Annotated in this window: 16 protein-coding genes and 1 riboswitch; of the genes, 3 read left to right on the forward strand and 13 right to left on the reverse strand. The window is 43.3% G+C overall.

The genetic code is table 11. The features are described from left to right. Positions 1–61: 61 nt before the first annotated feature. The 6 genes from BLV55_RS09540 to BLV55_RS09565 form a co-directional block, all read right to left on the reverse strand. On the reverse strand, positions 62–9,376 hold the full coding sequence (locus tag BLV55_RS09540; protein WP_093313785.1) for an S-layer homology domain-containing protein: 9,315 nt from the start codon (positions 9,374–9,376) through the stop codon (positions 62–64). Positions 9,377–9,629: 253 nt separating this feature from the next. Next, on the reverse strand, positions 9,630–10,562 hold the full coding sequence (sucD, locus tag BLV55_RS09545) for a succinate--CoA ligase subunit alpha (protein WP_093313787.1): 933 nt from the start codon (positions 10,560–10,562) through the stop codon (positions 9,630–9,632). Further along, positions 10,559–11,740 carry an ADP-forming succinate--CoA ligase subunit beta gene (sucC, locus tag BLV55_RS09550; protein WP_093313789.1) on the reverse strand — a complete coding sequence of 394 codons (1,182 nt, stop codon included), beginning with the start codon at positions 11,738–11,740 and terminating at the stop codon, positions 10,559–10,561. The genes sucD and sucC overlap by 4 nt, the downstream gene beginning before the upstream one ends. An 18-nt stretch (positions 11,741–11,758) precedes the next feature. Then, a complete protein-coding gene (locus BLV55_RS09555; RefSeq protein ID WP_242870101.1) occupies positions 11,759–12,961 on the reverse strand; it encodes an aspartate-alanine antiporter-like transporter in 1,203 nt (400 codons plus the stop codon). Positions 12,962–13,064: 103 nt separating this feature from the next. Beyond that, a complete protein-coding gene (locus BLV55_RS09560) occupies positions 13,065–13,220 on the reverse strand; it encodes a DUF2292 domain-containing protein (protein WP_176968354.1) in 156 nt (51 codons plus the stop codon). A 64-nt stretch (positions 13,221–13,284) separates the two neighbouring features. After that, positions 13,285–13,791, reverse strand: a complete 507-nt coding sequence (locus BLV55_RS09565; protein WP_093313793.1) for a cob(I)yrinic acid a,c-diamide adenosyltransferase — start codon at positions 13,789–13,791, stop codon at positions 13,285–13,287. A gap of 255 nt (positions 13,792–14,046) precedes the next feature. Then, positions 14,047–14,240, reverse strand: a riboswitch (cobalamin riboswitch). 180 nt (positions 14,241–14,420) lie between these two features. On the opposite strand from BLV55_RS09565, the gene BLV55_RS09570 reads away from it, so the two are divergent. Then, on the forward strand, positions 14,421–15,686 hold the full coding sequence (locus tag BLV55_RS09570; RefSeq protein ID WP_207646066.1) for an L-cysteine desulfidase family protein: 1,266 nt from the start codon (positions 14,421–14,423) through the stop codon (positions 15,684–15,686). Between the two features lie 36 nt (positions 15,687–15,722). On the opposite strand, the gene BLV55_RS09575 is transcribed toward BLV55_RS09570, so the two are convergent. The 4 genes from BLV55_RS09575 to galE all read right to left on the reverse strand — a co-directional run bounded on the left by BLV55_RS09575 (position 15,723) and on the right by galE (position 20,169). After that, a complete protein-coding gene (locus BLV55_RS09575; RefSeq protein WP_093313795.1) occupies positions 15,723–17,750 on the reverse strand; it encodes a DUF6449 domain-containing protein in 2,028 nt (675 codons plus the stop codon). Next, a complete protein-coding gene (locus tag BLV55_RS09580) occupies positions 17,722–18,624 on the reverse strand; it encodes an ABC transporter ATP-binding protein (protein ID WP_093313797.1) in 903 nt (300 codons plus the stop codon). Before BLV55_RS09580 ends, BLV55_RS09575 begins: the two co-directional genes overlap by 29 nt. After that, positions 18,617–19,006, reverse strand: coding sequence for a GntR family transcriptional regulator (locus tag BLV55_RS09585; protein WP_093313799.1), 390 nt, complete (start codon positions 19,004–19,006; stop codon positions 18,617–18,619). The genes BLV55_RS09580 and BLV55_RS09585 overlap by 8 nt, the downstream gene beginning before the upstream one ends. A 191-nt stretch (positions 19,007–19,197) precedes the next feature. Continuing rightward, positions 19,198–20,169 carry a UDP-glucose 4-epimerase GalE gene (galE, locus tag BLV55_RS09590; RefSeq protein WP_093313801.1) on the reverse strand — a complete coding sequence of 324 codons (972 nt, stop codon included), beginning with the start codon at positions 20,167–20,169 and terminating at the stop codon, positions 19,198–19,200. 230 nt (positions 20,170–20,399) lie between these two features. Between galE and BLV55_RS09595 the strand changes: the two genes are divergently transcribed. Continuing rightward, the gene (locus BLV55_RS09595) at positions 20,400–21,086 is read left to right on the forward strand and encodes an aspartate/glutamate racemase family protein (protein ID WP_093313803.1); all 687 of its coding nucleotides are present in this window, start codon (positions 20,400–20,402) and stop codon (positions 21,084–21,086) included. 100 nt (positions 21,087–21,186) lie between these two features. Here the strand turns inward: BLV55_RS09595 and BLV55_RS09600 are convergent, their stop codons facing one another. After that, on the reverse strand, positions 21,187–22,464 hold the full coding sequence (locus BLV55_RS09600; RefSeq protein WP_242870095.1) for an adenosylhomocysteinase: 1,278 nt from the start codon (positions 22,462–22,464) through the stop codon (positions 21,187–21,189). A gap of 331 nt (positions 22,465–22,795) precedes the next feature. Between BLV55_RS09600 and brnQ the strand changes: the two genes are divergently transcribed. Next, positions 22,796–24,091 (forward strand): branched-chain amino acid transport system II carrier protein, encoded by a 1,296-nt coding sequence (gene brnQ, locus BLV55_RS09605; protein ID WP_093313805.1) that lies wholly within the window; start codon positions 22,796–22,798, stop codon positions 24,089–24,091. Here the strand turns inward: brnQ and BLV55_RS09610 are convergent. After that, on the reverse strand, positions 24,071–25,045 hold the full coding sequence (locus BLV55_RS09610; protein ID WP_093313807.1) for a carbohydrate kinase family protein: 975 nt from the start codon (positions 25,043–25,045) through the stop codon (positions 24,071–24,073). The genes brnQ and BLV55_RS09610 overlap by 21 nt on opposite strands. Then, a complete protein-coding gene (locus tag BLV55_RS09615; protein ID WP_330386605.1) occupies positions 25,042–26,118 on the reverse strand; it encodes an NAD(P)-dependent alcohol dehydrogenase in 1,077 nt (358 codons plus the stop codon). The genes BLV55_RS09610 and BLV55_RS09615 overlap by 4 nt, the downstream gene beginning before the upstream one ends.

Below are 26,118 nucleotides of genomic sequence, written 5' to 3' on the forward strand. Positions count from 1 at the left end.
CTGCCTGTTTTCTATTTTCTTTTATCTAAAAGGGTTCTTTTTCCTTTAAACAACGCTTTCTTCATTCTTTTCCGTCCCTAGTAACAGTAGTCATATCATACAACCTTGGCAATCCTTTTAAGAATCGATGATACGACACCAATGCGTACATTCCCTGATCCGTTGCCATGGGGTCTACCTCTCCGGATTGAATGTGGCGAAATCCTCCACCTTCCACGTAAAAGCTTAACAAGGCATCTACGGGGCTGTTCCCATTTTTAATGAAACGTTGATCTTCTTCTGGATGGATCCCCAAAGCCGTTAATGCCACAATAACCTGAGAAATACTTTCGCTGCTGGCTTCGTTGCCCCAGGCACTTTGAAAGCTCCCATCCTCTAATTGTTCCCGAGATAAAAAATCCAATCCTTTCTCAGTAGCTTTTTTCACCGCCGATTGATCTTGATAAGGTGCCAAAGCTTGAATAGCCATTCCAGTAATATCCGTATCTGCCGGCAAATCTCCTGTCAACGACCAGCCACCTCCAGGTAACTCCCGGTCCAGTATTTCCTTAATCAACTTTTCTCTGCTGGTTTGGGTAGGAAAATCTGGAATTTGAGGAATTGTATAGCCGCCAGTATCTAGGGCAATTAATGCCCAAATAGGCCCGTTCAGCCCTTGTTTTAATACGGTTTCAAAATCTGCTAAGGGATCTAATAAGCTATAGCCGGCCACATCTTCTACGGGTATTCCCAGAGAAGTAAGGGCCAGAATGACCCGATCATACTCGGTATACTTAATAGGATGAAGAATCCCTTCCTTTTCTCTCATGGTATTTTCCACGTTTTTCAGGTATTTTTCTTGATAGGTCTTTGGTACTTCCACATGGGATCTAGCAATGGAAAAAATCGTCCATTCTCCACCTACACTGGCTACCTGGGGATCTGGCACCATGATTTTCATAAAAGAAGCGGTCTCTTCTATTTTTTTCTGGAGGACGGCTTCACGCCGTCCTATGGTTGTTTCTTCACTTGCTTCTTTTGCTTTGTCTTTGTCTTTATCTTCCTTCCTTTTTTCCTTTTGTACCTTTTCGTCTTCCTTCGCTTCTTCCTCTTTCACTGGATCTGTCAGGTCAGAAGCAGCACTGATATTCTTTTGCTTCCTCTCTGTTTCTCTGTCAAAGGCTTTCATGACCACAACCGCAGCCATCTCTCTGGTTGTGATTTCTTTTGGCATAAACTGATGGCCATTTCCATTCATATAACGATGTGCCATCACTGCGGATACGGATTCTGCTGCCCAGGGAGAAACCAGTTCAGCGTCAGAAGTGTCAAGGATTGAATTCCAGTATTCTAATTCGATGGCTTTCGCCAGCATTACTGCCATTTCTTCACGGCTAATAGGGGCTTGGGGGTTAAAGTAATCGCCATAACCAGATACCCATCCACTGCCGGCGGCTTTCATCACTGGTTGGTAATACCAATGATCCGATGTAATGTCATGGAATCGAAGGCTTCTTTGATGTTCGTCGGTTTCAACAACACTGGTCAGCAATGTAACAAACTCTGCCCGGGTTACCGCATCCTGTGGCCGAAGTTGCTGTGAATAGCCTCGCATCACTCCCGTATCTACGGCTTTTGCCATGGCTTCCCTAGCCCAATCTGATATTTGCGCCTCATCTTCGTATAGAAGCAGGGCTTCTAGTCTTTCTTGTCGCCGTTTCTCTGCTTCAGCTGCTTCATCAACTTTTTCGACTTTTTCTACCTCTTCTGCCCGTTGATAAAAGAAGAAATCACTAAAGTGAAGGGTTTTTACCCGAAGGGTATCTCCTTCCAAATAGGCATATGCTTCTTTAGCTTCTTTTTCTTCCGCTAATGCTTCTTTGGCTTTTTCTTCTGTTTCATATACAGGAATTTCTCTTAAGGTTTCTTCACTCTTTACGACGACCTGTAAGTTCCGGCCATTTTTCAAACTAAGAGTAACCGGTATGCTGAAGGATATCTTTTTCTCTGGATGTCCCATCATCACCGCTTTTTTAACTACTTTTTCTTCTTCTGTATCTGAGTTTACCCACTGGTTTTCCAGCCATTCAATGGCTTCTTGCTCTACTAAACTAAAGAGTTGTACTTCTGTTTCTTCTGAAAGCAAAGCCGTATCTTTTTCGATTTCCAACTCCCAGTCTTCCTTAACAGCGATCATGGCCGGCAGGGCGTCTTTGCTTTCCGCCAGATTAAGTGCTACTACTTCCTCTATTTCTGGTATTTCAATGCGAAGAACTTCAATATCTTTTAACTTTTCATCAATCTTAATCACATATTTTTCTTTAATATCTTCCGGAATCTGAAGAACCGGCTTTTTCTCACCTGCTCTTATTTCAACCGTATGGCCGCTGTCGCCATCATTCTCCCACTTGCTTAAATCCTCTCCAAGATCTTCTCCCAAGTCGGTGGTATAGCGCCATTGCATTCTATCGCCATGCCTTAACTCATATCGGCTGGCACCATAGTTAGGGTACCATCCATTAACATTGTACATCCAGCCACTGAACTCACCATGGTCAAACTCGCCATCTCCCGCAATGGATTCTACATAAACACTATTGTATTGTTCGGAGAAGCTATACCGATAGGCTATGGATCGTCGATCCATTTCTCGCTTTAATACGTCCCAGGCTGAATCTCCTTTTTTTAACTCCACTTCGACAGGACGAAGGACATATCCTTTATCTATGGTTTTTTTATCAATAGAGATGGTTACGGTTTCTTTTTCCGGTTTTGGAACCACACCGCCACCACCGCCAGCGCCACCACCTGGGCCACCACTGCCAGTATCTGATCCGGTATCTGATCCAGTGTCCTCTTCATCTTCCTGATCTGAGCCGGTATCCTCTTCGTCTTTCTCATCTTCTTCCAAGCTGTACACAAAGAAATCTGTAAAGTGCGTGGTGCGAAGCAAGAGATTTTCTCCGTTATCATAAGCAAAGATTTCCATGCCCTGCTTTTCAGCTTCTTCTATATTGCTTACTTTTTCAACAAGACTCAGAGTGCCATTTTGAAGATAACCTACTTCTTTGCCACTTTCGCCCTGAAACGTAAGGGTTGCGTATTGATCTAAGGTTATTCTTTCTTCATTTCCAAGAGATAGAGCCTTCCCAACAGTCTTTATGGAAGAACGACTTCCGTTGCTGGTTAAGTGTTTCTTCAAAAGCGATTCTATCTCGCTTTCTTTTTCCGGTCTTTCAATTAACAGGTCAAATCGAGAGCTGTCTCCCTCTGTGATCTGTGTTCCTTTTTCTATCTCAAAAACGCTTTTCCCGTTTTCTGCCCTTATCCCAGGAAGGGGAGTGTCGGCTGGCAGGTTCATTCTTGCCGGCTTTATCGAAGAAAGCAGAATTTCTACTTCCTTATGACTATCGGCTGGACTTATTTCTATTTCTACTTCTTCCTCCATGTCTTCCAGGCTAATCCGATGGCTTCCTTCCTCCTGGGACAGGGTTACTCGTCTGACCAACAGATGAAGGGCTTCCCGTAATTTTTCTGCCGCTTGATCTACGGCTTCCTGTGTTGCCGACTGGTTTTTCACCAGTTCTTTCGCTTCTTCCAATGCTTGATTCATTCGTTGCCAGGAAACAGCAGTATATTGCCCGTTTTCTTTTTCCTCTGCTTCTTCAATGAGGGCTGTAAGGCCTGAATCATCAACGGTTTCAAAGGAGATTGTGCCCATTTGATACCAAGTAGATCTTTCTGATTTCAAGTCCGATAAAGCTACGGATACTTGTTTGGTTGCCATGCCAATGGAGCCTTCATCATCCATTTTCCAATTAAAAGCCCCATCTTCTCGTTGATATTTCAGCAAAGCATCTACTGGTGTATTGCCATTTTTAGCCCATGGGCCTTCTGGATTCTGAACGTCTTCTCCAAGGGCTATCAACCCTTGAATAACGCATGCAATACTGTTGGAGTTGGCCACATCCCAACTACCTGTGCCACCAAAACCTCCATCAGGTTCCTGCATGGATTTCAGGTAGCTTTTAGCGTCTTGAATGGCTTTTTCTACAGCAACACCCTCTGACCGAGAAAGTGGTATTAATGCCCAACCGGTATAGTCAATATGACTAAATCGGCCAAAGCTGCCGTCTGTATTTTGTTGAGCCAGCAAAGCGTCAATGGCTTTTTGCCTTGCCGCTGCATTCCATTCCGGTATTTCAGCATCAATATCTAATCCAATATCCAGAGCTACCATCGCCCATATATGTTTTCCAAGATTTCCGAAATAACCACTATCTTCATTTTGCTGTTGGGCCAGTTCTGAAAAAAGATTTCGATTGGTTTCAAAGGCTTCTGCTGGATTGTGCCCGGTTCCTAAGAGGCTGTAAATGTGATGGATATGTGCATTTCCAAAGGTGATGGCGTCAAATCCTGGATCTTTTTCTTGCCATCCATAGACTGGCCATGGCGCTTGCCGGAAATTTTCTCCAAGTCCCCAAAGGCCTACAAAGGCTTCCCAATCGCTGGTGGGACTGTTGGGTTGCTGATTCTGGTAGTATCGAACCAACTGGCGAGCCGCCTCTTCCAAACTTCCCGGTTCAAGTTCTTCCTCTGGTTCTTCTTCTATTGGTTCTTCCTCTTCTGGTTCTTCTTTATCTATCGGTTCATAATCACCCAGCACCGTGGTCACCAGGGCTGGTTTTCTTAAGGAGAATCGAAGCTGCTGCGATTCAGTATGATATTCGGAATGTCCAATATAGGCTTCTTGATTGTCTTCCAGAATATAGGGATGCATGCGGCTGGCTTCCTGATCTGCCCCTTCATGACCCCAGTATTTCATCCTCCACTGAACCTCTGTGCCTGCGGAAAACTGGCTGATTTCTTCTAGGATCTGTTCTCCATCATAAAAACTCATTGCCAGCTTCCAGGTTCTTCCCAGTGTTTCTTTTCCCTGATAAGCTGGTAGGCTCTCAGCTTCTAACATGCTGGTCCTAATCCGCAACTCCGAGGAATCTAATTCCTTATAGGGTGATAGATCAAAGGCCTTTGGATCAATGACCAGACCATAATCTTTAGCCTCTACTACCAACGTGACTTTTTGTTCTTTTGCTTGTTGCAAAAATGCCACTGGTATTCGAAGCGTATCCCCTTCCCGATCAGCATTGGTGTTGATAACGCCTAAATATACTTTTTCGCTTTGCAAGGCTTTTGCATTTTTCAAAGCGTTTTTCCAAGCGTTTTCGGCAATCCTGCGATTATCATCCGTGCGTACATTAAGTTCTTCTTCAAGGACCCGAATGACGGCCGAGCCTTCTATCCCTTCATAAACAGCCTGGATAGTCGTGTATCCAACACCGTGGCCCTCAACTTCCCACCGTCCTGCAAGGAACCAAGGTTCTACGGAGGCAATTCTCTCCTCTTGACTTTCCCAAACAAAGGCATCGTCTTCAATTCCTTCAATGATATGACCTGCCTCATCATACACTACTGGTGTAAGCCGTGTTTTTCCACCCACCTGCAGGGTGTTATTTCCTGTTGGATTAGTGATGTGAAGCCTTTTAGGAATAACCGTTTCCGGCGACCCAACTACCAGCTCTACAGTATCCTGTACCGTTGGATCTGTTGCTAAAGTAGCGGTTACTTGAACCTTGCCATCCCGCAAACCGGTTACAAGCCCAGCTTCTTTTCGGATATCGGCTACTTTGCTATCTTCAATGCTCCAGTCTATTTGCTGATAAATGGTTTCCTTTCCTGCTTGATCAAAAGCCTTTACGTATAGCTGACTGTTCTGGCCAGGCTCTAATTCTAAATCTCCTGCAATCTCAATGCGATGAACCTTGTTTTCCACTGGCGTGCTGGGACGTATTCCGGTTATTTCTGTGGAAATTTCGCCAAATCCTCCGGCATGCTTCATTAGTCCGGTATACACTTTTACGTACCGAACTTCATCTAGTTTTACCGGATTTCCCTGTTGGTCCACAGCCCAACGAAGGTCCATGGCATCGCCACCGTACCCTTGAATGCCCAATCGGTAAGGATTGTTGGGAGGGCCTTGAAAATCTGCACCAGAAGCAGTAGGAGTGCTGTCCGCATATCCAAATCCTACCTGATACGCCTTGGTTCCTACCTCCGTTCCTGCCAAATTATTAAGAATCGATACGCCTGTCAGGGTATATTGATTCTGATCAATGTTTGGAAAGGCTTCAGCCTCAGGATACATAGGATTATCATAAATCGTTCTTTTCACATGGCCTTGATTTCCCTTATTGTCCTGCCAGGGAACATTGGTAGCTTTTTCTTTTTTCGGATTGGTATAGGTCACCCGATAATCGTGGTACGTATCTTCCTGATAATGCTCCGAACCTGCCAGTACGTACCATGGTCCTTCCAGGTTGTTACTTACCTCTACAATACCTGGTTCCTGATTGTAGATATTCGGTTGTCCTGCTATTTCAAAGGGGTTTCCGAACACGGTAAAATCCATGCCGTATGGATTTCTTGGATCATTTTTCACAGGTTCTTCAAATTCGACAATAACATACCCGCCAAAAGCACCCAGGGAGATTCCTCCATCTGGAACTGACCGAAGCCTACTGGCATCTGTCCAGTTTGTATTGGTAAACTGGCCAGGAGCTGGTTTAAAATCCACTACCTTGATCTGGCTATAGTTTATTATCTTTCTATCAGTTACTTCATTCCCCTGGTTATCGGTAGCTTTGGCCGTAATCACATTGATGCCTTCCGCCAGATTCAGCACATATTCGCCTGATGATTCAGCTTCTATGATTTGACCATCATATTCTAACTGAACCGATACCGGCTTCTGAAAATCGCCCCGATACTCCACTTCAGCTGTAACTTTTGACTGATAGGAGGGATTTGTCAACCCTTTGATTTCCACTTCAAAGGGGGTGGGCTCTTTTTCTTCTCCTTCCACCACTACTTTTACATAAGGTCTGGAAATATCTCGTTTACCTTCTGTCGAAAATCTTTCAGCCGATAGATGATAGGTTCCCGGCTTGGCAAAAACGATGGATACTTTTCCATCTTCATCGGTGGTAAAAGTTTCGCCAGCTATTTCTAAAGCTTCTTCTTCCCGTAGAATCTTTGCACCTTCTACAGGTCCGGTGGTTGTTTCATCTGTCCACATATCATAATGAGATCCAGTCAACACCAGTTCTGTTGCTTCTCCTGTTGATGTATAGATCCTTTTTTCTTCAAACCAGCTATAGGTGTTATCCATATAGTCTTCCACAAAGAACATAACAATTTCCTGGTTTGGATGGATGGGATAATTATCTACCCCTAAATTGGCCCATTGATGGTCCACATAATACATCCACCCATCTCCAGGACCCGTACTAAAGGTAGCTAATCCATCAATCATATCAATGTAGGTACCATTATTATGATTAAGTCCTTTTTGACTATCACTGCAATCTATGCCAACACTTTCCAGTCCGGCAATAATAACATGAATAGGTCGTACTTCGTCAAATTCTCGACTAATGCCATATTGACTTAGGTCTAAGGAAGAAATCTCTACCTCTGTTTCCGGCACCATCGTATGATCATTCGCTTCTATCCGGATCGATGAGGGAAAAGATAATACTTCTATTTCTATTTGATCCTGACGGGTACTGTCATCCTTTAACATAGCTGTTAAAATAAATGTACCCGATTTAAGAGCTATTATTTCTCCAGTGTTTTCATCAAGATATGCCACAGATTCATCATCAACGTTCCATTGAATCCCGTCAAACGGTGGCTCTACCAGTTCACCCCGATAGGCTAATGTGATCTGGGCCTTTTCTCCAAGTAAAAAAGCTTTTTCTTCTACTTTTATCTCCAATTCTTGGGTCGATTCTCCAACGCTACGATAAGTCACTTCTACATCTGTATCTTTTATCGCTTTAAACGAATATTCATAGCGTAAATTCCTATACTCCAACCTTTCTTGCTTGTCTTTACCATTGACTAAAAACCGATCAATCTCTTTGCCTTCCGGAGGAATGACATAAATCCTTACGTCTTGATTTATCCCTATAGTGCCGGCTTCCGGCAGGCTTTTAACACCTTCACCTTCCAACGACAAAGCGATAGAGCCAAGTTCCTGATAAACAACATTGCTTTCGTTATGCTTTTCTTCAAGTGTTATTTCAATAGGTTCTGGAGCTAGATATCCAGGAATTTCTTTTGGTACAAAGGTGATCGTATTTCCTATTCGGAAATAGTTTTCTCCCAAGGATTCTGTAAAATTATAGTCCCTAAAATTCCCCGTACTGGTTCTATAATCTTTCAAGTAGCGTTGGTTACCCACTACCAGACTCCAGCTTTCATCGCATACAGCATGCTTTTCCTGACCTGTAATCCCTTCCGTTTCCTTGATGCTTTTCCCCTGTTCATCTACATAATGAATCGTCAGAGAAGCAGGATTAACAATTCCTTGAGTATTTAAGTCTGTTGCATCCCCATTATTATAAATCTTTGTATATCGCTGGATTCCATCCTCTTTCTTTGTATTGCTCCGCCAGAAAATTCTTCCATTGGATGGAAAATCCTTCACACTATCAGGCAAAATAATTTCGTCCAGGGCATTGAAGGTAAATGCCTGCTGTCCAATTTCTTCAAGTCCCAAAGATAACGTCACATGCTCCAGTTCATTATCCTTAAAAGCCATAGCTCCTATTTCTTTTAAGGATTCAGGAAGGTGAATTTCTTTCAACTTATTGCCTTCAAAAGCATCCTCTCCAATTTTTACCAAATGATCAGAGAAGGTAATTTCTTTAATCTGATTCCCCCAGAACCCTCGTTTCTCTACTGTTTTCAAGGTGTTAGGCAATTTCAGTTCTTCAATCAAGTTCCCCTGAAATGCCCATGGACCTACTTCTTCAAGCCCTTCTGGTAGCACAAGTGTTTTAATCTGACTATTAATACTTCCGCCAAAAGAAGAGAAGTGAAAAGCTTTTTCACCTATTTTTTTCACATCCACTCCGTTAATAGTAGATGGTATGATTAGCTCTTCTGGTGGATTTTTTCCTCGATATCCTAAAATAATTCCTTTTTCTTCATCAAACTCAAATTCATCATTGCTTTGCATTTTTATTTGTTCTACTTCTTCTGTCTCTTCTGTTTCTTTCGCTTCCTCATAAGCTGCATCTTCCTGTTTTTCTTCTGGCTTTTCTTCCTTTGTATCCAGATGTTTCCTATCACTCTGATCATCCGAATCATTCGTTTCAGGGATTTGATCCACCTCTTGGTAAACCTTTTCCGTAACTGTTGTTTTCGTTGATTCAGTGTGTTTCTCCACCAAATCTTTTTCCGCCCATGCTACAAATGGACTAAACAAAGGTAGTACCATACTTAAGGTTACTAGCAACGCAATACGTTGCTTCCATGCCATTTTTGACATTCTTATGCCTCCCTTTCTTTTGCTGTTCTTTCTTTCCCTTATCCTTGCACCGCTTCCTACATCCGCCCCTTTCCTCTATGTAATTCAGATGATGCTATATATAAAAAACCAGAGGTAGCTAGTAAACTCATTTCTATCCGAAAAGGCAACACCGCTTATCTCCTCTTTTAAGAAGGAATTTTCGATGCTAATCATCGGATACATGAGTTCTTAGCTACCTCTGGTTTTCCAGTCAGTAGAAACTATTTTGTTTTTATTTTAAGGCTTTCGAAATTTTATGCTGATAGGATTCAAATTCGTCGACCCATAGATTTTCTTTTTTTAACGCTTCTACTAAAGTTTTTCCAATACTGGTAGGTTTTTCTGCCATATAAATACCGGCTTTTTTCATGGCTTCTATTTTTTCTTTGGCCGTTCCTTTTCCTGCTGATATAATGGCTCCGGCATGGCCCATCCTTTTTCCGGGAGGTGCGGTTTCTCCGCTAATAAAGCCTACCACCGGTTTCTTCATATGCTCGCTGATCCAGGCGGCGGCTTTTTCTTCGGCATTGCCTCCAATTTCACCAATCATCACTACGGCATCTGTCTCCTCATCCTGTTGAAAAGCCTGTAGTACATCAATGAAGTCGGTACCATGAATCGGGTCGCCGCCAATGCCCACGGCAGTTGACTGCCCGATACCTCTTTGAGATAACTGGTGGACCGCTTCGTAAGTCAAGGTTCCAGATCGGGAAACAACGCCGATTCTTCCTTTTCGATGAATGTAGCCAGGCATAATGCCAATTTTGCAAGCTTCCGGCGTGATAATTCCCGGGCAGTTGGGTCCAATCAGCCGGGTTCTTTTGCCTTCCATATATTTTTTCACTTTTACCATATCCAATACCGGTATATGTTCTGTAATGCATACCACTAGGTCCAAAGAAGCATCCACAGCTTCCATGATGGCATCGGCGGCATAGGGAGCCGGTACGTAGATCACGCTCACATTGGCACTGGTTCTTTCCACCGCTTTTCGCACCGTATGAAACACAGGTATTCCCAACAGTGCCTGACCTTCTTTCCCAGGACTGACTCCGGCCACGATGGTGCTGCCATATTCCTGCATCAGCTGGGCATGATACTGGGCTGTTTTTCCGGTAATGCCCTGAATAAGGATTCTTGATGTTTCATTTACCCAGATGCTCATTGAACCGCACCTCCTTTTTTCTTTACCAGTTCCACGATTTTTTTTGCGCCTTCGTCCATATTCATCACCGTATGAATGGAAAGAGTCGATGCTTCCAGGAGTTTTCTTCCTTCCTTAACATTAGTCCCTTCCAGCCGAATCACCAAAGGTACCTGAAGGTTTATTTCTTTGATGGCATTCATAACTCCTTCTGCAATAATATCGCAGCGCATAATGCCTCCAAAAATATTGACAAAAATGCCCTCCACCTTGGAGTCTGATAAGATAATCTTAAAAGCTTCGGTGACTTTTTCCTCCGTAGCACTACCACCTACATCCAGAAAATTTGCCGGATCCCCGCCATAGTATTTGATGATATCCATGGTCGCCATGGCCAGGCCGGCGCCATTCACCATGCATCCAATATTGCCGTCCAGCGAAATATAGGAAAGATCGTACGCCGCTGCTTTGGTTTCTTTTTCATCTTCTTCATTCTGATCCCGGAAGGACAATAGATGGGGCTGACGAAAAAGAGCGTTTTCGTCAAAGCTTAACTTTGCATCTAAGGCCATCATGCCACCGTCTTTTGTCGTGACCAGAGGATTTATTTCAGCCATGGAGCAATCTTCTTCTATATAGCACCGATAAAGATTTTTTAAGATAGACAAAGCTTCCGAAACCTGCTCCAAAGGGATTTTGATAGCATCACATAACCGCCGGGCCTGAAAATCCGCTAGACCTATAGCCGGATCAATGAGTTCACGGTGAATCCGTTCCGGAGTTTCAGCGGCTACGGCTTCAATATCCGTTCCTCCTTCTTCAGAAGCAATGATCATTACCTGGGATGCTTCCCGATCCAAGGTTACAGCTACATAATATTCTTTTAGGATATCGCAGCCTTCTTCAATCAACAGGGTTTTTACTTCTCGGCCTTCCGGTCCGGTCTGATGAGTGACCAGCTTTTTTCCCAATAAGGATTCCGCTGCTTGTTTCACCTCTTTAAGGCTGTTTACCACTTTCACTCCGCCAGCCTTTCCCCTACCGCCAGCATGAATTTGTGCTTTCACAACGGCCATATCCGTTTGAATGTTCCAGCCTGATTCTTCCGCCTCTTCTGCTGTGTGAACCGCAAATCCACGGGGTACAGCTATGTTGTATTTCTTTAAGATGGATTTTGCCTGATATTCATGAATGTTCATCGCTAAGCCTCCGTTCTTTTATCGATATAAAATATTGGTATATAGAATCATCAGCAATAGTGCAAAGGGGTAAGCCGCTCCGTAGCCCACGGTTACTTCATCGCTTTCAAACGCATCAATGGAAGCAGCAAGTCCCGGTGTACTGGTCATTCCACCACAAATTCCTCCTACAAGATAAACCGTAGGAAGCTTTAATAAATGCTTTCCTACCAGATATCCGACCAATATACTGACTACGGCCGTCATAGTTCCCACCCATAATAAGGAAACTCCGACCTCCTTCAGCATGTGCAGTGCCTGATACCCATAATTAAGCCCTACGATAGCTAAAAACAAGTTTAAAGAGGTGTCACGCAAAACCCCCAGTTGGCTATCTTCCATCAGGAAAATAAAAGGACCCAATTTTTTCTTGTCGCCCAGCAGCAAAGCACTTATTAAAACACCACCCGTCGTCCCTAAGGAAAAGGTACCCAAAAATGATCCCATATAAAAAGAAATATTTCCAAGGATGATGCCGGTCACGCAAACGAAGGAAAAAGATGCTATACAAAAACATCCTTCAGCTCTCTGACCTTTTTCAATGCTCTCGCTCTCTTCCTTGCTCATTTTTGCTTCTGTTCTTTCCTGGTTTATGTCATTTTTTCTGCTTCTCTTATGATTTCGATAAATTAGTTGCACAAAGATAACCGCCGCCATAATACCGGGGATATAGGCAATAGAGTAACCAAGGCCAACCATGGATTGCTCTCCACCACCTTCAACTCCTGTTATTTCAAGGGCCGTTGCTAAGCCAGGCGAACTGGTCAACGCTCCTACATACGTACCAAGAATGGCCGTTCTCAAGGTTGGATACATAAAATTCATAAAAAAATAGCTGGCGGATGCCCCGGCTGTTGTGATGGCTAACGCCAATAGTAAAAATTGATATCCATATTGGCGAATCACCAGCCGAATATGTTTTGCTGCCATTAAGCCAACGGAAGCAATAAAAATCATCAAGCTTAAATGAAACAGCGAACCTGGTATCAGTTGCCCGTTTTCTGGAACCAATTGAACCGCTGCTATTTTCAGATAGCTGATGAGTGGATAACTGATCAGTATCCCCGCAAATAGCACGGCTGAACTACCTAACTTTACTTCTTTCACTTCTATTTGACCCATCAAATGACCTGCCAGTACACATATCCCAATCAAAAGAAAGGGATTAGCAACGATTTCCATCACACTCAACAACCTCACCCTTCTTTCTTTGTCTTAAGGCAAGCTAAAGAACACCAGAGATCGGCCCGATTATCCTTTTCCAAATCTCCGGCGTTCCGACCATTCATAGTTTCATGGATTTTTTCCAGTCTTCGATGCGAATGGCATGACCATCCTGAATAATCAGTCGCATTTCTCCATGCTGGGTTTCCCGTATCAGCTGTAACAATTTGGCCTCCCGATGAGTCAATTTTTCTAATGATGTTATTCTTTCTGCCAACGAACTCAACCTCCCCACCTAATCCTTTACCATCCAGCAAATCCATTATCGGCTACTAAGCCCTTTAACAGCCTTCTTCTTTCACTGCCAATGCAAACAGGGTATCCGACAGTCGATTCACATACCGCAGCAAACAGTCATTAATCTCTTCTTCCCGCATTAACCAGATAATTCGTCGCTCAAGACGGCGGCATACGGTTCTGGCAACGTGAAGATGTGCCGAGGAAAGGGTTTCTCCAGGCACTACAAAGGTTAAGGGTTTTTCTAACTGGCCCATATAACGGTCAATCAGCTCTTCTTGTTTTTTCACCTGTTCCTCTGTTATGGTATCCCTCATTTTTTCCGGATTTCGGGTTGCCAGTTCACCACCTAGGATAAACAATGCTTGTTGAATTTCTTTTAAGATTTCTTTGACTTCCTGATCTTTTACAGTGGCCCGAGCCACGCCCAGAAAACTGCTCAGCTCATCGACGGTTCCATAACATTCCACCCGACACTCGTCTTTGGTTACTCGCTGACCATCCCATAAACTGGTTTCTCCCTGATCGCCACCCCGCGTATAAATTTTCATCTTTCCTTCCTCCCTTCTGCTTCTTTTGACACTTTTTATTTTATGCTTCTCTTTCCCTTTTTATTTCCTTGCTTTCTGCACTCTGCAGAGACAGGCCTTCCACTTTCTTTCCAGAAACGCAGACATAAAAAAACTCCTCCAGATTCCGGGAGAAGTGTTTATTGAACTATTGTTATCATTAGTCATCAGTTAAGAACAACCAGAAAAACAAGGTTTTTCGGATGCTTCCTATTCTCCTTCTCATCTCCCGTGAGAAATATGGAGCATTTCATGGCAGGTCTCCTGGCTCAGCTTCATCGCACATCAGTCTCCTTCCCATTGTTGTGTTTCAACAGTGGATATGACTAATAGCTCTGCATTACAGTGGCGGGACCGCGTGGGCTTTTCACCCATCTTCCCTTTTAATCTGTTCTCGTAATCAAACAGACACCATCAAATGTTATTAAATTGTCTTGTTACAAAAGTATCATATCATATTCAAAATGGGCAATCAAGCACTATTCTTGTTTTCCATTTTTCCTCTTTTTTCCCTTTTTTCAAGGATTTCCCACCAGTTTCGGTAATATTTGTTGACAGCTTACAAAAATTATATAAGAATAGAGGATGAACGAGAAAAGGAGGGTTTTCCATTGAAGGATTTATATATTCAGGTATTAGAAGAAGAACTGGTACCGGCATTAGGCTGTACGGAACCAATTGCTATTGCCTATGCCGCCGCCAAAGCCCGGGAAGTGTTAGGACAGATGCCGGAGTCTATGATTGTTGAATGCAGTGGAAACGTCATTAAAAATGTAAAAGGCGTCACCGTACCGATGACACCGGGTATGAAAGGCATTGAAACCAGTGCCATTCTTGGAGCTGTTGGGGGAGAAGCGTCACGAAAGCTGGAAGTATTGACTTTGGTTACGGATGAGCATATTCAGGAAACAAAAGAGAAGCTGGAAAAGAAGATATGCCAGGTGGAGCTGGCCGAAGGGGTGGAAGGACTCTACATTAAAGTTCTCCTTCGTACTGGACAGGAAGAAGCCAGTGTTACCTTAAAGGACTGTCACACCGGTATTATTGAAATCACTAAAAACCAACAGGTTCTTCCACAGGAATCTACGATAGATGTCAATGCCACTCAAAACCAACAGGTGGATCGAAGTTTTTTAAGCATTCAAGGGATCTATGATTATATCCGTCAGGTAGATGCGGAAAAACTAAAGCCCGTCTTGGAGGATCAGGTCACTATGAACCGAGCCATTGCCGAAGATGGTCTTGCCAATCCTTATGGTGCCAATGTGGGCAAAACCCTGTTGGAACTTTATGGAGATGCGGTGGATAACAAAGCAAAAGCCTATGCCGCTTCCGGTTCGGATGCTCGAATGAGTGGATGTTCCAAGCCAGTGGTCATTAATTCCGGTAGTGGAAATCAAGGGCTAACCGTCTCTTTACCCGTCATTGTTTTTGCTGAATACCTGGAAGTACCGGAAGAAACTCTGTATCGAGCCCTGGCACTCAGTAATCTGATCTCTATTCATATCAAAACCGGCATTGGCAAATTATCTGCTTTTTGTGGTGCGGTCAGTGCTTCTTGTGGTGCCACAGCGGCTATTGCCTATTTACATCAGGCATCTTTTCCTGTCATTGCCAGATCCATTGCCAACACCTTGGCAAATACCTCCGGCATTGTCTGCGATGGTGCAAAAGCTTCCTGTGCCGCTAAAATCGCTTCTTCTGTGGATGCGGCTATCCTGTCCTTCCGCTTAGCAGAAAAAGATCAGTATTTTGAAGCCGGTGACGGTCTTTTAAAGGAAGATATTGAAGAGACCATCCGCAGTGTTTGCCGGATGGCCAAAATTGGAATGAAAGAAACAGATGTCGAGATCCTGAAGATCATGATTGAATCCTGATCTTCAGGATTTTTTTAGCTCTTTTACTTTATTGCTTTATTGAAGGTAAATAAATTCTGGTAAATTCCCTGATTCAAAGGTTCCCATAAATAGCTGGTTATCAAATTCGTCAAAGAAACCGACCACATACACCGGAAAATGGTCATCCCGCCGCCAGAAAGGATCATAGCGGGTTAAGCTTTCTTTAATCTCTTCCTTCTCTTTGGTGATAATGCCATTCCCTACTTCCATAAAACCATTTCTATCCATCAGTTCCCATTCTTCTTCATTTTGCACCATCTGAACCGATACTTGATAAATATCCTCCGGCACTACGGTAACATCTTCATAATAGCCCTGATCTTTTAACCATCTTTCTAAGGTTTCAAACTCCGGATGACGGGCTACATAGATTTCTCCGCCATAATAAGGAGCCATCGCCTTACTTTTTCCATCTGTCAGCCGGACACGAAGAGATCCCTGATGTCGATGACTGCTTTCACCATATAAAACATCGTAATCCGCTTCTTCAATTTCTTGTTGAATAATCTTCAGTACTTCTCTTGCTTCTTCCTGCTGCAGGATTTTTCGTTTATCCAATTCATAGGAACGAAACTCAATATGAGACACGTCTTCCGCTTCCAGTCTCAGCACCGGATATTCCATCTTTTTATCTTCCGCTAATTCACGGATAGGACGGAAATAGCTTTCAAAGTCTTCGTAAGGCACCGTATATTCTCGGATTTGACGATTTCCATTTTCTAAGTGATACACCAAGGATATGCCTCGGAAATCTCCGTTATAGGAAGGATGCCGCAAAAACCTTCCTTCTTTTTGTTGCACAATCGCTTCATGAAGGGCAATGATTTTTTCAATGCTTTCTGGATGTCGGTAAAGATAATCCATCCCTTCCTCGTCCAAATCATCCCATTTATGATGATATCTCCAGAAACCCCAGTCAAAATAGGCGGCTTCCACCTTCTCCGGATCCGGAACACGCTGTTCATAACCTGTAATATCCGTTACAATTCCCATTAGGATTGCTCCTACCACCAACAAGTAAATCCCAAAACTTTTAGCACTTTTTCGGTTAAAGACCCGAAAGCTTTTGTTGAGAACGGCTAAGGCAATAAAATGTCCCAACAGGGCAAAAAGAAGGTAGGCCACAAACACCCAGATTCCGTTATGACGACTGGCTAATTGAACATATAAGCCGCCTGTCAACATGACACAAAAAGTAATTCCCATCAGAAAAATCATATTAATTCCGTTAAAAACAACGGTTTGCCGGCATCTTTCCATTCTCCGGTATTGGTACAAGACTCTGGAAAGAGCAATGAGAATGACGCATGCCACCAGGTATCCCTGTACTTCTGACCGGCTAAGCAGATCCGCATACAGTCCAAAGGTACGGATCACCGGCGAAAACAGCAAATAATCTTCTCTCATTAAAAAGTCTCCACTAAAGCCATGCAACAGACTGTTCAGATTGTACGCAATCAATACCAACATACCTGCCGGTAGCAGCAAGAGAATGTAGGTAAAGATTCCCTGCGCTAAAATGACGCCGGAGAACATGCCCACCGTAATGGAGGCACAGTAGATGACCGCATTCATCAGCAAACTGGTGCCCATCCACTGCCAGATCATTGCTGACTCCAGATAAAGATGAAGTTCCGTAAAGCTTCGGATCAGAAAACTGATCCCACCGGTTGCCAGAATAGGAAGCGACCATAACAACACCCCACTGGTAAGATTACTCCAAAACAAGGTTTTTCTCGGCAGCGGAATGCTGTGAAAAAAATCGGTTGGCGATTTTTGTTGAAGGTACTGAAACATGACAATCGCCGTTACCAAGGGTACGGTAAGGATTAAAAACATTTGAAAGGGTTCGCCCTGAAAGGCATATATCCTTGTAAAGATCTGATCACTAAAATAGTAGTTTTCCATGGATGGCAGGGTCATCAGTACCCGCAGTGGCAAAAGCAACATCAACAGGATAAAATAAGTGCCACCTACCCACACAAAGCGTTTTAGATTAGTTTCTATAACACCCTTATGCAAAAATGACTTGATCCACTTCATAGGCGTGATCCCCCATTTCGTAAATAAATATTTCTTCCAGGGTTAATGGAAGGATATCCACAATGACCGGCTGAAAGGCTTTGAATTCTTCTATCAGCTTTTCCTTCACTCCTCGGATAATCATCAGGTGAACACTGCCCCGTTTCTCTGTATGAAGGATATTCATTTTCTGAAACATCTCTTCCGGCGGCGTTTCCTTAAAGGCTATCTGAATTTTATGAATGTCTTTTTTAAGTTCATCCAAGTCTTTTTCCAATAGCAGTTTTCCCTGATGCAAAATCCCGACATGATCACAAAAATCTTCCATTTCCCTCAGATTGTGAGAAGAAATAATAATGGTCATTTCCCGCTCCGCCACGTCCTGCACCAGCAAGTTTTTTACCTTTTGACGCATCACCGAATCCAAACCATCCAGAGGTTCATCTAAAATCATAATGTCTGGCATTACTGATAAGGACAGCCAAAAGGCTACTTGACGCTGCATCCCTTTGGAAAGTTTTTGAATCTTTTGCTGCCGACTGATACCAAAAACGCTTTCTAACTGTCGATATCGTTCTTCTGTCCAGCGATGATAAATTTTCCGGTAAAAATCCGCCATTTCTTCTACCGTAAAACCAGGGAAAAAATACAAGGTGTCCGGAACCATGATCAGTCTTTGTTTCAGACTTTCATTTTCAAAAACAGGTTCCTCGCTAATCTGCACTTCGCCTTCATCTTCCTGATAAATACCTGCTAAGGTTTTTAACAGAGTGGTTTTTCCTGCTCCATTGGAACCTAATAACCCATAAATAGAGCCTTTATTGACTTTCATGGTTAAGCTCGTTAATGCTTCCGTATCTTCAAAGCGTTTGATTAATCCGCTGATTTTAATCATTCTTTTCGCCTCCCCCTTGCTGTTCCATCACTTCATCGATCATTTGGTGCATATCCTTCTGATCCATTCCAAGATAAAAAGCTTCCGCCATTAATTTTTTTAGTTCTCGCCGTAATTCCTCCTTCTTTTCCTTTTGCATTTTCTCCATTACTGGTGAAACAAAATTTCCCCTACCTTGTACCGTATAAACATATCCTTGTTTTTCCAGTTCCCGGTAAGCTTTTTGAATGGTATTTGGATTGATGGTTAATTGTTGTGCCAGAGATCGAACAGAAGGCAGTTGTTCGTCAGATTTCAATAATTCTGTAATAATCATTTCTTTAATCCTTTCTACTAGTTGTTCATAGATGGGTATTCGACTCCTTAAATCCAGTTCGAACATTGATTCACCTCGTTTCACATTTTTTCCGACTCTCTGGACAAATTCACTGTATTATTATAAGTAGTACAGCTAGTACACTCTTAGTATAGTCAGCTCTTATGCTTTTGTCAAGCTGTTTTTTTCATCTTTTTAAGTAAATAACCAGCACTCACAAAGCCCCCCTCTTTTGGAAGAGGGGGGCTGCTAAAAACTTATTCTTCACGGCAATGCCATCTCCATGCGTCTTCAATGATTTTTTCCAAGGTGGGGTAGCGTGGGGACCAGCCTAGGATTTTTGTTGCTTTTTCGGAGGATGCAATTAAAGTGGCCGGATCTCCCGGTCGTCTTTCTTTGATTTCAGCCGGAATATTATGACCGGTAATGTTTCTCGCTGCTGCCACTACTTCTTTTACAGAATATCCATTGCCATTTCCCAGATTAAAAACATCACTCCTGTTTCCTGCCACCAGATACTGCTGTGCCAAATAATGAGCCGAAGCCAAGTCCATCACATGAATATAGTCTCTTACACAGGTTCCATCCATCGTAGGATAATCATCTCCAAAAATAAAAAGCTGTTGCCTTTTTTTCCTTGGAACCTGTAGCACCAGTGGAATTAAATGGGTTTCCGGATCATGCGCTTCCCCTATATGCCCTTTCTCATGGGCTCCTGCCGCATTAAAATACCGTAGCGAAACGTATGTTATTCCATAGGCCTGATCAAACCATTTCATCATTTTTTCCATGGCAAGCTTTGTTTCTCCATAGGTATTGGTTGGATCTGTTTTATCCGTCTCCTGAATCGGAATATTTTCCGGCTCGCCATAGACAGCGGCGGTAGAAGAAAAAACCAGGTTTTTCACCCCGTTGTTTTTCATTACTTCCAATAAACACAACATGCCATATACGTTGTTGTGATAGTATTCATAGGGTTTTTCCATACTTTCTCCCACCAGCGAACTGGCGGCAAAATGAATGACGCTTTGAATCTTATGGTTTTTGAATACCTGGTCTAAGGCTTCCTGATCCCGAATATCCAGTGGATAAAAATGATCCGCTTCCACGGATTTTCGATGACCGGTCTGCAGGTTGTCCACTACCACTACTTCTTTTTCTTGTTGCTGAAAATAGGTAACCGTATGACTTCCAATATAGCCCGCTCCACCAGTAATAAGAATTGCCATCTGGTCTTCACCTCCGAGTTATTCACTTGCTTATTTGATTAATACCCTCACACCATTCATAGCATACTATTTGTCGTCTAGCAATGTTTTCCTTTCCTATTTTCACCTTTCCTATTTTCAGCGGATCACTGTTTTTTCTGATCGCTTTTTCAACCCTCTATGTGATAAGATAGTTGTGTCAATATTGTTTTTATTCCGAAGTTTTTGCACATAAGACAAGGAGGGGTTCTATGAGTTACATCCGCAATGCTTCAGGCCGTTTTACAGATCATCTTATCGGTATCATTGGCGGTACGCCTGTTGATGCTCATATGGGGGTCACTTTTTTTCAACAGCGGGGCGTCAAAACCATCGGCGTCGGTCTTTCCGCTTCCCCGGAAGAAGCCACCCTTTTGCAAGTGCTTTATCCTCTAAAGCTGCAACGGTTAATCACCAGAGAAATCCTTTTGATGAAACAAACTCATCGTATTAGCAAGGTATGTATTTTTTGCAATTCGCTAAGTGCCGCCATCAATCTGGAAGAACTTCAAACAGAAACTGGTCTTCGCATCATCACTCCCTTAAACGTTTATCAGCAAACCGCCCATCTTTATGACAAGGTAGGGTTATTGGCGGCTAACTGTCAGTCGCTACGGGGTATCGAAAACGTCATCATGGAGGCTAGGGAAACGACTCAGGTAGTGGGAACCGCCCTGCTTCAACTGGTTATTGCCATCGAAAAGGCTACCCCACCGGAGACAATCATGCAGGAGCAGGGCCTTTTTCATTTGCTGAAATTTTTCGAAACCATTGGTGTACCTGCCCTTATTCTAGGATGTACTCATTTTCCTTATCTCAAAAAATCCCTTGAATCCCACACGTTTCTAGAGATTATCGATCCTGCAGAAGAGATGCTCTCCATGCTATTAACCTCCTGACCATCTAAGAAAGCCATGAGGCTTCTCACATAACCCCATGGCTTTTTTATGTTTTTTAATCGTTTGCTTTTTAATCGTTTTCTGTTCTACGGTTTTTGAATTAGGCCCAGCTATTCAGATAAGCTTCTTGGTCTGATGTCAACTGGTCAATGGTAATACCCAGGGTTTTCAGGCGAAGGTTTGCCACATACTGATCCAATTCTTCTGGAACGGACAATACTTTCGCCGGTAAGCTTCCTTTGTTTTCGACCACATGTTGCAGGGATAAGGCCTGTAAGGCAAAGGTTAAATCCATCACTTCCACTGGATGGCCATCGCCAGCCGCCAAATTCACCAATCGTCCGCCAGCAATCAGAAACAGGTTTCGACCGTCAGCCATCCGATATTCTTCAATATTGTTACGAACGGTTCGTTGGGTTGCCGCTTTTTCTCCCAACTCTATTTTGTTAATTTCGATATCAAAATGTCCTCCGTTACACATAACAGCGCCGTCTTTCATTTTATCAAAATGACGGCTACTGATCACATCACGGTTGCCGGTGACTGTAATAAAGACATCCCCCAGAGAAGCCGCTTTTTCCATTGGCATCACATCAAATCCATCCATATGAGCTTCTAAGGCTTTAATAGCGTCAATTTCCGTTACGACCACTTTCGCTCCTAGCCCTTTAGCTCTCATAGCAACCCCTTTACCGCACCAGCCATAACCAATAACCACTACGGTCTTACCACTGGCCACCAAGTTGGTTGTTCGGTTGATACCATCCCACACAGACTGACCTGTTCCATAGCGATTATCAAAAAGATATTTGCAATAGGCATCATTCACCGCCATCATTGGAAATTCCAAAAGCCCGTCTTTTTCCAAGGCCTTTAACCGATGAATGCCTGTCGTTGTTTCTTCGCAACCGCCAATAATGGTTTTTGCCTGTTCTGGCCGTTGGCTGTGAAGGATCTTTACCAGATCTCCCCCATCATCAATAATGGCGTCCGGTTCAAAGTCCAAGGTATCGTTGATTAATTCATGATATTCTTCATCCGTTGTATTATGCCACGCATAGGCTGTAATACCAGAGTCTACCAAGGCTGCCACCACATCGTCCTGAGTTGACAATGGGTTGCTGCCGCAGACCACCACGTCAGCACCACCAGCTTGAACCACCTGTGCCAGATAGCCGGTTTTTGCTTCCAAATGGAGACAAATAGCAATTTTCAACCCCTTAAAAGGCTGGCTTTTTTCAAATTGCTGCTTCACTTCGTTTAACAGAGGCATATGTGCCTGTACCCAGTCTAATTTTAGTTTCCCCTGGGGAGCAAGATCCTTATTGCGAATTTTTGACGCCACTTTGGTGTCTTTCATGATTTGTACTGTTGACATAATGTTCCCTCCTGCTTTTCTTTTTATCTGTTTCCTGCCTATTCTCTTCCTTTTCCTTCATTTTACACGTTTTTATGAATTTCCTAATTCCGAAAACTTTAAGTAATACTACTTCTTCCTCTGCTGTTATTGTACCATAAGAAATCTCCTCATAGCGAAAGAAATCTCCTCATAGCAAAGAAGCTTCAAAATAATCCGCGCTATCCTCCACACTTCTGTAAAAAAAGATTTTTACTTGTTATAATGTTGAGAAAAGTATGTTATAATAGCTCGGTATGGCTAAGAATAGGCTAATCAAAACGGGAAGCTTAATAGAAACAGGAGGCTTATTATGTCAAGACAGTCAAAAGATATCATGATCATTGGGTTTGCTTTATTTGCAATGTTTCTTGGGGCAGGAAATTTGATTTTTCCGCCTTTTCTTGGGTTTCAGTCAGGAGATGGGTGGATCCGGTCTGCTACTGGCTTCTTAGTATCCGGGGTAGGGTTATCCATATTAGGAATTTTGGCCGTTACCACCGCCGGCGGAAAGACAGAAGCTCTTGCGGAAAAGGTCAGTCCCCTTTTTGCCACCTTGCTAACAACCACCATTATTCTAACCATTGGTCCTCTGGTAGCCATCCCCCGAACGGCTGCTACAGCTTATGAATTAGGTATTTTGTCTCTTTTCCCACAAGTGCCGGCAATCCTTTCTTCTCTGCTCTTTTTTGCCGTAACCTTATGGTTAGTTATTAATCCTACCAATGTTATTGATAAGTTGGGAAAAATACTGACGCCAGTGATGCTCTTTTTGCTGCTGGGCATCATCATAAAAGGTATTTTCTTCCCCTCCGGCGTTCCAACAACTTCGACCATGCAAGCGCCTTTTGCCGATGGATTTTTATTAGGTTATCAAACCATGGATGCCTTAGCCTCCGTCATTTTTGCCGGAACCATCGTAACCGCCGTTAAAGCTCGGGGTTATCAGGAGCAGGAAGTGATTTCCATTACCTCTAAAGCTGGCTGTGTCGCCGGAATCGCTTTAGCGTCCATTTACGGTGGATTGATTCTTCTGGGTGCTAATGCCATGAGCATGCTACCTGCCGATGCCAGCCGAAGTGACGTGTTAACCAGTGTGACGCATATGTCCATGGGAGAAATCGGAGTGGCTTCTATGGCCATCGTGGTGATTTTAGCTTGTTTAACGACAGCCGTCGGACTCACCACTACCGTTGGTCATTATTTTCAGCATTTGTCCCGAGGCCGTTTGCCTTACCGCTGGTTGGTGTCGGCAACGGTGATCTTCAGTGCTCTGTTGGCCAATGCGGGAATCGATCGAATTGTTCAGTTTGCAGGACCTATTCTGGATATTTTATATCCGGTGGTCATTGTGCTGATTATCCTAAATTTACTGGAACGATGGGTTTCTTTAGAAGATGCTTATGTTGGCAGTGTGGTTGGGGTCCTGTCTTTACGTCTTCTGGACATTCTTTTATTGTTGGGTATTTCCCACCGAAAAGTGGAAGGATGGCTGGAGATGATTCCTTTCAGTGAATATGGCCTGGCCTGGCTTTTGCCAGCTTTCTTCGGCGGAGTTCTTTCATGGAGCTGTAAGCGGGTATGGCACCTAATCCCTAAAGAACGATAGGGATGATTCTGCCCATCTGGTAACGGTTTCTTTGTCAGGCATTGTTTCCGCACTTCCAAACTTGGTGGTAACGTAACCAGCGTAGGCATTGGCAAATTTGGCGTAGGTGAGCAGTTCTTCAAAAGAAGCGACCGCATAATGCTTTTTTGTCAGAAACTGTGCCAGCATCGCACCAAGGTGACTATCACCAGCGCCCGTGGTGTCTACTGCCTTCACAGCAACACCTTCTACCTGACCAAACTCTTTTCCTCTTCGTAATGCGCATCCTTTTTCACCCATGGTGACGATCATCAACGGAAGCTTATAGTCCTGATACAAACGGTCAGAAGCTTCCGATATGTCGCTTATACCTGTCAGAAACATCAATTCTTCTTCTGACAGTTTCAAAATGTCCACCTCTTTCATCACGGAAAGAATGTGGACTTTTGCTTTTTCCAGAGAATCCCATAAGGGAGGTCGAAGGTTCGGGTCATAACTTATGATGCACTGTTTCTTTTTTGCTATGGCAATGGCTTTTCTGGTTGCGCTTCTGGAAGGATCCGCCGTCAAAGACAGCGATCCAAAGTGAAACACCTTCGTCTCTTTGAAAAAGGATTCCTTAATATCTTCTTCCCGCAACATCAGATCGGCACCATGTTTTCGATAAAAACTGAAATCCCGTTCACCATTTTCCTTTAAGTGAACAAAGGCTAAGGTAGTGTGGTGGGTCTCCGACAGAACCACATGTGAATTTCCAATACCTTGCTTTTCCAAAAAATCAAGGAGGAAATGCCCGAACTGATCATTCCCTACACAACCGATGAACTCTGTATGGATTCCCAGTTTAGATGCCGCTGCCAATACATTCATCGGAGCACCACCTGGATTTTGATCAAATCTGGGGTTTTTCCCATTGGTTGCCACCGGTGTAAAGTCAATCAGGATTTCTCCCAAAGACAAAATTCTGGGTTTCATGGTCCATCGATTCCTTTCTGAAATTTAATAACGGCTTTTACAATATCCGCCTTTTGTTTTGAACTGGAATCCATGGCTTCCGGCACCTCTTCAAAATCAAAAATGTCCGTCACAATACCCTCCAGATTAATTTTTCCGCTACTGGCTGCATCAATGGCCATGGGATAGATGTGTCGATATCTGAATACGGTCTTGAAAGTCAGTTCTTTATCCAAAGCTACATTCATTTCCAGGCTCATTTTTTCAGAAGAGCTATACCCAACCAGCACCATCCGTGCCCCTTTTTTCACGCTATGAATCATCTGATTAACCGTTATTTCACTTCCTGCTGTATCAATAGCCAGATCACACCCTTTTCCATCCGTCAGCTCCATGATTTTTTGAAGCGCATCTTCCTCAGCGCCATTGATCACATGGGTAGCGCCTAGTTCCTTTGCCTTTTCTAACCGTTTTGACAAAACGTCCACTACAATCACTCTGTTAACACCTTTATAGATTAACGCAAGCATGGTCACTAATCCGATGGCTCCGGCACCTGTTACTACCACCGTTTGCCCAGCTTCTGCTTTCCCTAAGTTAACCGCATGCATGCCTACGGCCAAAGGTTCAATCAAAGCACCTGTCAGGGTAGATACCCGTTCCGGCAGCTTAAAGCATAAATCCGCTTTATGACTTACATATTCCTGAAACACCCCATCGTAAGGAGGCGTTGCAAAAAATTCTACTTCTGCACATAAATTGTAGGTTCCTTTTTTACAGAAATCACATGTGCCACAAGTAATTCCTGGTTCTAAGGCTACTTTATCTCCCTTGGACAAATGATGAACGTTTTTTCCTATTTCTACCACTCTACCGCTGGCTTCATGCCCTAGAACAAAAGGAGCCTCTACCTTGTATGGACCTATCTGTCCTGTTTCATAATAATGCATATCCGAACCGCAAATCCCTACATATTCCAGTTTTACCAGCACTTCGTCCTCTTTCACAGCAGGAACCGGTCGTTCTACATATTCGATAACGCCTAATGTTTTCATCACAGCTACTTTCATTTTTTCTTTCATTTTTTCTTTCAT

The organism is Tindallia californiensis, assembly GCF_900107405.1.
Taxonomy (GTDB): Bacteria; Bacillota; Clostridia; order Peptostreptococcales; family Tindalliaceae; genus Tindallia; species Tindallia californiensis.

Coding starts and splice junctions, on each gene's coding strand:
- BLV55_RS09540 (WP_093313785.1), bottom strand. CDS start 9,376: ATGTCAAAAATGGCATGGAAGCAACGTATTGCGTTGCTAGTAACCTTA.
- sucD (WP_093313787.1), bottom strand. CDS start 10,562: ATGAGCATCTGGGTAAATGAAACATCAAGAATCCTTATTCAGGGCATT.
- sucC (WP_093313789.1), bottom strand. CDS start 11,740: ATGAACATTCATGAATATCAGGCAAAATCCATCTTAAAGAAATACAAC.
- BLV55_RS09555 (WP_242870101.1), bottom strand. CDS start 12,961: ATGGAAATCGTTGCTAATCCCTTTCTTTTGATTGGGATATGTGTACTG.
- BLV55_RS09565 (WP_093313793.1), bottom strand. CDS start 13,791: ATGAAAATTTATACGCGGGGTGGCGATCAGGGAGAAACCAGTTTATGG.
- BLV55_RS09575 (WP_093313795.1), bottom strand. CDS start 17,750: ATGAAGTGGATCAAGTCATTTTTGCATAAGGGTGTTATAGAAACTAAT.
- BLV55_RS09580 (WP_093313797.1), bottom strand. CDS start 18,624: ATGATTAAAATCAGCGGATTAATCAAACGCTTTGAAGATACGGAAGCA.
- BLV55_RS09585 (WP_093313799.1), bottom strand. CDS start 19,006: ATGTTCGAACTGGATTTAAGGAGTCGAATACCCATCTATGAACAACTA.
- galE (WP_093313801.1), bottom strand. CDS start 20,169: ATGGCAATTCTTATTACTGGTGGAGCGGGCTATATTGGAAGTCATACG.
- BLV55_RS09595 (WP_093313803.1), top strand. CDS start 20,400: ATGAGTTACATCCGCAATGCTTCAGGCCGTTTTACAGATCATCTTATC.
- BLV55_RS09600 (WP_242870095.1), bottom strand. CDS start 22,464: ATGTCAACAGTACAAATCATGAAAGACACCAAAGTGGCGTCAAAAATT.
- brnQ (WP_093313805.1), top strand. CDS start 22,796: ATGTCAAGACAGTCAAAAGATATCATGATCATTGGGTTTGCTTTATTT.
- BLV55_RS09610 (WP_093313807.1), bottom strand. CDS start 25,045: ATGAAACCCAGAATTTTGTCTTTGGGAGAAATCCTGATTGACTTTACA.
- BLV55_RS09615 (WP_330386605.1), bottom strand. CDS start 26,118: ATGAAAGAAAAAATGAAAGAAAAAATGAAAGTAGCTGTGATGAAAACA.